Genomic DNA, 6,296 nt, shown 5'->3' on the forward strand with positions numbered 1-6,296 from the left:
GCGTCGTTCATCGCCCAGGCAGCACATCGCTCACACGTGCGCGGTCGTCCTTTCCGCGCCATCCGCCGGAAAAGACGACTGTTGCAACATGCGGAACAACTGTTGTCGTACGTGACGCAGCGGTCACATTGTGGGCATAATGGCGTCTTTACCGCGCGCCCTGCCCATGTCGCCCGTCTTTCTAGCACCGCTCATCGTTGCCTGTGCGTTGTTCATGGAAAGCGTCGACGCGAACATCATCGTCACCGCCCTGCCCGCGATGGCGAGGGACTTTGGGCACAACCCCGTCACGTTGAACATTGCGATCACGGCCTACGTGGTCGGTCTCGGCGTGTTCATTCCGATCTGCGGCTGGCTCGCCGACCGCTTCAGCGCGCGCGCCGTGTTCCGCACCGCGATCGGCATCTTCGTCGTCGGCTCGCTGATGTGCGCGGCATCCAACTCGCTCGGCGTGCTCACGTTCGCGCGCTTCATCCAGGGCGTCGGCGGCGCGATGATGGTCCCGGTCGGCCGCATCATCATCTTCCGCGCGGTGCCGCGCGCCGATCTCGTGCGCGCGATGAACTACCTCGCGATTCCCGCGCTGTTCGGGCCCACGGTCGGGCCGCTCGTCGGCGGCTTCATCACGACCTACCTGCACTGGCGGATGATCTTCTTCATCAACGTGCCGATCGGCATCTACGGGATCTACCTCGCCAGCAAGCACATCGCGAACACGCACGAGCCCGATCCGGGCCCGCTCGACTGGTTCGGCTTCCTGCTGTCGGCCAGCGGCGCCGCGTTGCTGCTGATGGGCCTCACGCTGATCGACGGTTCGCTCACGTCGCGCTCGAACGCCATCATCATGTGCGCGGCCGGCGCCGCGATGCTCGCGCTGTACGTGCCGTACGCGCGCCGCAAGGAACGCCCAGTGCTCGACCTCAGTTTTCTGAAGATCCCGACGTACCACGCGAGCGTCGTCGGCGGGTCGCTGTTCCGCATCGGGCTCGGCGCAGTGCCGTTCCTGCTGCCGCTCGCGCTGCAGGAAGGGCTCGGCATGAGCGCGTTCCACTCGGGGCTCATCACGTGCGCGTCCGCGCTCGGCGGCGCGGTCAGCCGTTCGACCGCCACGCATACGCTGCGCCGCTTCGGTTTTCGCACGGTGCTGATCTACAACGCGGCATTCGCGGGCCTCGCGATCGCCGCGTACGGCGTGTTCCATCCCGGCATGGCGACCTGGACGATCTGGCTGATCGTGCTGGTCGGCGGCATCTTCCCCGCGCTGCAGTTCACGAGCCTGAATTCGATGATCTACGCGGACATCTCGCCGCGCGACGCAGGTCGCGCGACGAGCCTCGGCAGCGTCGTCCAGCAGATGTCGCTCGGCCTCGGCGTGACGGTGGCCGGCCTCGTGCTGCACGTGTCGCACTGGCTCCAGGGCCATCAGACGATGATGTGGTCGGATTTCTGGCCCGCGTTCCTCGTGGTCGGGCTGTGCTCGTTCGCGTCGATTCCGATCACGCGGCGGCTGCCGCCCGGCGCCGGCGACGAAGTCGCGCGCGGCAAGCGGGCATAAGCGCCCGACGGCCGACGCGGCGGAAACGTTTTCGCCGCAATCGGTCGCCCGCGTATTGCATCGCTTTATTTTCCAATTCCGCGATTTATTCAATCTCGCGAAACGCAAAAAGCATTCGCCGTATCCGCATGTCGAAATAACATCGGCTCGAAAATCGACTGCGCATCACCGCTTTCGATATCGGCCGGCACCCCGCCACGCCTGCTCGGTCGCTTGCGCTGGCGCGCCGAGAAATGGTGCATGCGAATGACTTGAAAATCCGAAATTCATTGATCAATAATAATCGCTCGCATCGGTGCGAACAGAATTCCCACGCCGGCATGCGGCAGTCGCCATAACGATCCCACTGCTGTTTCACGTTTCGATCGCTTCCTCGCCTCGAAGGAGTCGCCATGACTCAAGAGCTGATTCTGCGCGCGCCGGCAACGTTCGCCATCGACTCGCCTGCCGCATCAGAGACGGCCCGGCCGCCGTTGCCGACGCATCTTGCCGTCATTCTCGATGGCAACCGGCGTTGGGCGGACCGTCTCGGCCTGCCGGCCGTCGACGGCTATCGGGCCGGCGGGCGCAACGTGCATGCGCTGCTGTCGTGGTGCGAGGAAGCCGGGATCCCGTTCGTGACGCTGTGGCCGCTGTCCACCGAAAATCTCAATCGCGACGCCGCTCAATTGCGCGGTCTGCTCGCGGTCATCGCCGACGTCATCGACGAGCTCGCCGCCGGCGGCCGCTGGCGCCTGCACGTGATCGGCGACCTGACGAAGTTGCCGCCCGCGACAGCCGAGCGCATCGGTGCCGCGCAACAACGCACGGCCCACGCGTGCGGGCTCGATGTGAACATCGCGGTCGCGTACAGCGGCCGCCTCGACCTGCTGCACGCAGTCCGCTCGCTGATCGCGGAGCACGTCGCGGCCGGCACCGTCGATCAGTTGCTCGCGCAGCTCAGCCCGGAGCTGATCGCGAGCCGGCTCTATACGGCCGGCCAGCCGGAGCCGGACCTCGTGATCCGCACGTCCGGCGAGCAACGCCTGTCGAATTTCATGCTGTGGCAAACCGCTTTCTCGGAGTTCTATTTCACGCCGACGTGCTGGCCCGATTTCGGACGCGACGATTTCGAACAGGCGATCGATGCATACGGCAAGCGCGCGCGCCGGTTCGGCATGTAGGCCGCCCCCCCCTTCACGACACCTGTTGTCACCCGCCATCCGCGAGGTACGCCATGTCCACCGCCGAAACCGTTGCCGCCGAAGCCGCCGCGCCCACGCTCGTGCTGCCGCACCTGTTCCACCCGTTCGAAACGCCGGTGCATCCCGACGCCGACCGCGCCGAAGCCGACCTGCTCGCGTGGATGAACGGCCATGGCCTGCTCGACGATCCGCGCTGGGCCAACGGCATCCGTCACGGCAAGGTCGGCGAATACTGCTCGCGCGTCTATGCGCACGCCACCTTCGACGGCCTGTGCACGACGACCCGCGCGTACGGCTGGATCTTCGCGATCGACGACGGCCTGTGCAGCCTGCACGGCGTCGCGCGCACGCCCGGCGAGCTCGGCGCGCTCTACCTGTGGCTGTACGAAATGATTGCCGATCCGACCGGCCACGATCCGGCACCGCTGCGCGCCGCGCTGGCGGCGCGCCTGCCGCACCTGGCCGCGTTCCTGCCCGCCCTGCAACGGGCGACTCAAGATGTGTGCGCGCGTATCGCCGCGACGTCCACGCGCGTGCAGTACGCACGCTGGGTCGCGGGGATGATGACGTTCCTGTTCTCGACGCTGTGGGAAGCCGGCCGGTTCGCGACCGACGTCGTGCCCGACACGGCCGAGTACCTTTCCGGTCGCACCTATAACGGCTGCGGCGAAGGCGCGTTCGCGCTGATCGATATCGCCGCCGGCTACGAAGCGCCCGCCGCGTTCTACGCCGACGAAGGAGTCGAGCGCCTGCGCAAGCTGTCCGGCCTGATCCTCTGCCTGTGCAACGACATCTTTTCGTATCCGAAAGAAGCTGGCGAATCGAGCAGCAATCTCGTCTGCGTCCTGATGCACGAACGCGGGCTCGCGCCGCAAGCCGCGCTCGACACGGCGGCAGACATCCACAACGGCTATCTCGCGCGTTATCTCGATCTGGAAAAACAGGTACGTGCGCGCACCGACGACCGCGCGTCGCTGCGCCTGCTCGACGAGGCCCGGACGTACATTCGCGGCAATTACGACTGGCACTTCGGTTCGCCGCGTTACGGCGCGGCGAAACACTACGACCTGTCCCGCGCGCTGCGGCCCGGACAGACGAGCGCCGCGGCATGACCCGTCGCGCGGCAATGGGTGAAAACCGGAAAAACAAAAAAATCAGCGGACATCCACACGGGGCCGGTGCACAGCCGCATGGATGTCCGCTCAGGGCTCCGGGTCTCCCGATGGGGGTCGGGAATCCCGGATTCGCTTCCTGCGTGCCATGGACATATGTGCGTCGGAAGCGGAATCGTTGCGCGCATTGATCGTCGCGCCATGAACTGCACTATAGGGAAACTTGCGAAACGCATCTGTCAACCATTGTCAGACGTGTTGCAGCCGCACGTCGCACGCGCGCGCCGCTTTCGCGCTAAAGTGGTTCCCGATCGCCACCCTCGACCGTCTCGCCGATGCTCACGCTTTCGCCCGCCGCCGCCCGCGCGCTCCATCTCGCCGCACAGGGCCTGCTCACCCCGCCGCGCCGCAAGGCGACCAAGTCCGACGTGCTCGACACGATCCGCCGGATGGCGCAGTTGCAGATCGACACCATCCACGTCGTCGCACGCAGCCCGTATCTCGTGCTGTTCAGCCGTCTCGGCGATTTCCCGCCGCGCTGGCTCGACGAACATCTCGCCGAGGCGCGCCTGTTCGAATACTGGTCGCACGAAGCGTGTTTCCTGCCGATCGAGCAGTTCGGGCTGATGCGCTACAAGATGCTCGATCCGTCGGGGATGGGCTGGAAATATGCGGCCGAATGGCACGAGCAGAATCGTCCGGAGATCGAACGGCTGCTCGCGCGGATTCGCGACGAAGGCCCGGTGCGCTCGGCCGATTTCGCGCGCGAGGACGGCGTGAAGGGCAACGGCTGGTGGGACCGCAAGCCCGAGAAACGTCACCTGGAAGTGCTGTTCACGACGGGCGACCTGATGGTGTCGGAGCGCCGCAATTTCCAGCGCGTGTACGACGTGCGCGAACGCGTGCTGCCCCACTGGGACGATACGCGCGACCTGCCGCCGCGCGATGCGGTGCTGCCTGCGCTGCTCGACTACACGTGCCGCGCGCTCGGCGTCGTGCGCGCGGACTGGGTGGCCGACTACTATCGGCTGCCGCGCCGTTCGTACCGCGCGGAACTGGAGCGGCTCGCCGAGGCCGGCGACCTGATTCCGGTGCAGATCGACGACTGGAAGGAACCGGCCTACGTGCATCGCTCGCTCGATGCGCTGCTGCCGGCGGCCGCTGCCGACACGCTGCGCTCGACGGTCACGACGCTGCTGTCGCCGTTCGACCCGGTCGTGTGGGACCGGCGGCGCGCGTCGACGCTGTTCGGTTTCGATTACACGATCGAGTGCTATACGCCCGAGCACAAGCGGCGCTACGGCTATTTCTGCCTGCCCGTGCTGCATCGCGGCCGGCTGGTGGGCCGCGTCGATGCGAAAGCGCATCGCACGCTCGGCACGTTCGAGCTGAAAGCCGTGCATGTCGAGCCGGGCGTGCGGTTCGGCGCCGGGCTCGCAGCCGACGTCGCGAAGGCCGTGAAGAAACTCGCGGCGTGGCACGGCACGCCGGAGGTCACGGTCGCCCACGCGCCGCCGGCCCTCGTGCAGGCATTCGCGCGGACCTGAACGCCGCGCGCCGCCGGCGCGCTAGAGCATGTGCATGCCGGCGTCGACATAGTGCGTGCCGCCCGTGATCGCCCGTGCGCCGTCGCTGGCGAGAAACGCGCAGAACGCGCCGACGTCGTCGATGTCCAGCGCGTGATGCAGCGGCGCCCGGCGCGCGGTGTCGTCGAGCAGCCGGCCGAAGTCCGGCAGGCCCGACGCCGCGCGCGTCGGCAGCACGCCCGGCGAAATCGCGTTGACGCGAATGCCCGCGCCGCCGAGTTCGGCCGCCAGGTACCGCACGCTCGCTTCGAGCGCGGCCTTGACCGGCCCCATCACCCCGTAGTTCGCGACGACCTGCTCCGCGCCGAGATAGCTCATCGCCATCAGGCTCCCGCCGCGCGTCATCAGAGGCTCGGCGAGCCGCGCCATCCGGATGAACGAATGGCACGAGGTATCCATCGCCAACGCGAAGCCTTCCGGCGAACTGTCGACCACGCGGCCGTGCAGATCGGCCTTCGGTGCATACGCAACCGAATGCAGCACGAAGTCGATTTCGCCCCATTGGGCCGCGATTGCATCGAACACCGCCGCCATCTGGTCGGGCCGCCCGACGTCGAGCGGCATCCGGATCGGCGCGTCGAGTTGCGCGAACAGCGGCTCGACGTGCGGCAAGGTCTTGTCCGACTGCCAGGTCACCGCGAGCGTCGCGCCGGCCCGGCAAAACGCACGCGCGCATCCCCACGCGATGCTCTGTTCGTTCGCAATGCCGACGACGAGCCCCCGCTTGTGTCGCAACGTCATGCCGCCTCCCTTGCCGATCCGCGCCGGCCTAGTGTCCTGTTCCGTTGTTAACCGGTCTATGTTCACGTAGCATGTTGACGTCAACGGAACGGGAGACGTCAGCATGGCGATGGGACGA

Annotated in this window: 5 protein-coding genes; 4 read left to right on the forward strand and 1 reads right to left on the reverse strand. The window is 66.9% G+C overall.

All coding sequences use genetic code 11. The annotated features are described in order from the left end of the window. Window positions 1-166: 166 nt before the first annotated feature. The 4 genes from HWX76_RS11795 to HWX76_RS11810 all read left to right on the forward strand — a co-directional run bounded on the left by HWX76_RS11795 (window position 167) and on the right by HWX76_RS11810 (window position 5,398). A complete protein-coding gene (locus HWX76_RS11795; RefSeq protein WP_050015005.1) occupies window positions 167-1,555 on the forward strand; it encodes an MFS transporter in 1,389 nt (462 codons plus the stop codon). 392 nt (window positions 1,556-1,947) lie between these two features. Beyond that, window positions 1,948-2,718 carry a polyprenyl diphosphate synthase gene (gene uppS / locus HWX76_RS11800; RefSeq protein ID WP_089489551.1) on the forward strand — a complete coding sequence of 257 codons (771 nt, stop codon included), beginning with the start codon at window positions 1,948-1,950 and terminating at the stop codon, window positions 2,716-2,718. 53 nt (window positions 2,719-2,771) lie between these two features. After that, entirely contained in the window at window positions 2,772-3,851 is a 1,080-nt protein-coding gene (locus HWX76_RS11805; RefSeq protein WP_050015002.1) for a terpene synthase, read from the forward strand. A 335-nt stretch (window positions 3,852-4,186) separates the two neighbouring features. Next, window positions 4,187-5,398: a crosslink repair DNA glycosylase YcaQ family protein gene (locus HWX76_RS11810; protein WP_124556021.1), complete on the forward strand. Its 1,212-nt coding sequence runs from the start codon at window positions 4,187-4,189 to the stop codon at window positions 5,396-5,398. A gap of 21 nt (window positions 5,399-5,419) precedes the next feature. Here the strand turns inward: HWX76_RS11810 and fabI are convergent, their stop codons facing one another. After that, window positions 5,420-6,178 (reverse strand): enoyl-ACP reductase FabI, encoded by a 759-nt coding sequence (fabI, locus tag HWX76_RS11815; RefSeq protein WP_050014998.1) that lies wholly within the window; start codon window positions 6,176-6,178, stop codon window positions 5,420-5,422. Window positions 6,179-6,296: the final 118 nt, after the last annotated feature.

Origin of the sequence: Burkholderia sp. BCC0398, from assembly GCF_902833245.1 — a bacterium.
Classification (GTDB): domain Bacteria; phylum Pseudomonadota; class Gammaproteobacteria; order Burkholderiales; family Burkholderiaceae; genus Burkholderia; species Burkholderia sola.

What these genes read in the sequence shown, in the direction of transcription:
- HWX76_RS11795 (WP_050015005.1), top strand. Translation starts at nt 167, where the DNA reads ATGTCGCCCGTCTTTCTAGCACCGCTCATCGTTGCCTGTGCGTTGTTC.
- uppS (WP_089489551.1), top strand. Translation starts at nt 1,948, where the DNA reads ATGACTCAAGAGCTGATTCTGCGCGCGCCGGCAACGTTCGCCATCGAC.
- HWX76_RS11805 (WP_050015002.1), top strand. Translation starts at nt 2,772, where the DNA reads ATGTCCACCGCCGAAACCGTTGCCGCCGAAGCCGCCGCGCCCACGCTC.
- HWX76_RS11810 (WP_124556021.1), top strand. Translation starts at nt 4,187, where the DNA reads ATGCTCACGCTTTCGCCCGCCGCCGCCCGCGCGCTCCATCTCGCCGCA.
- fabI (WP_050014998.1), bottom strand. Translation starts at nt 6,178, where the DNA reads ATGACGTTGCGACACAAGCGGGGGCTCGTCGTCGGCATTGCGAACGAA.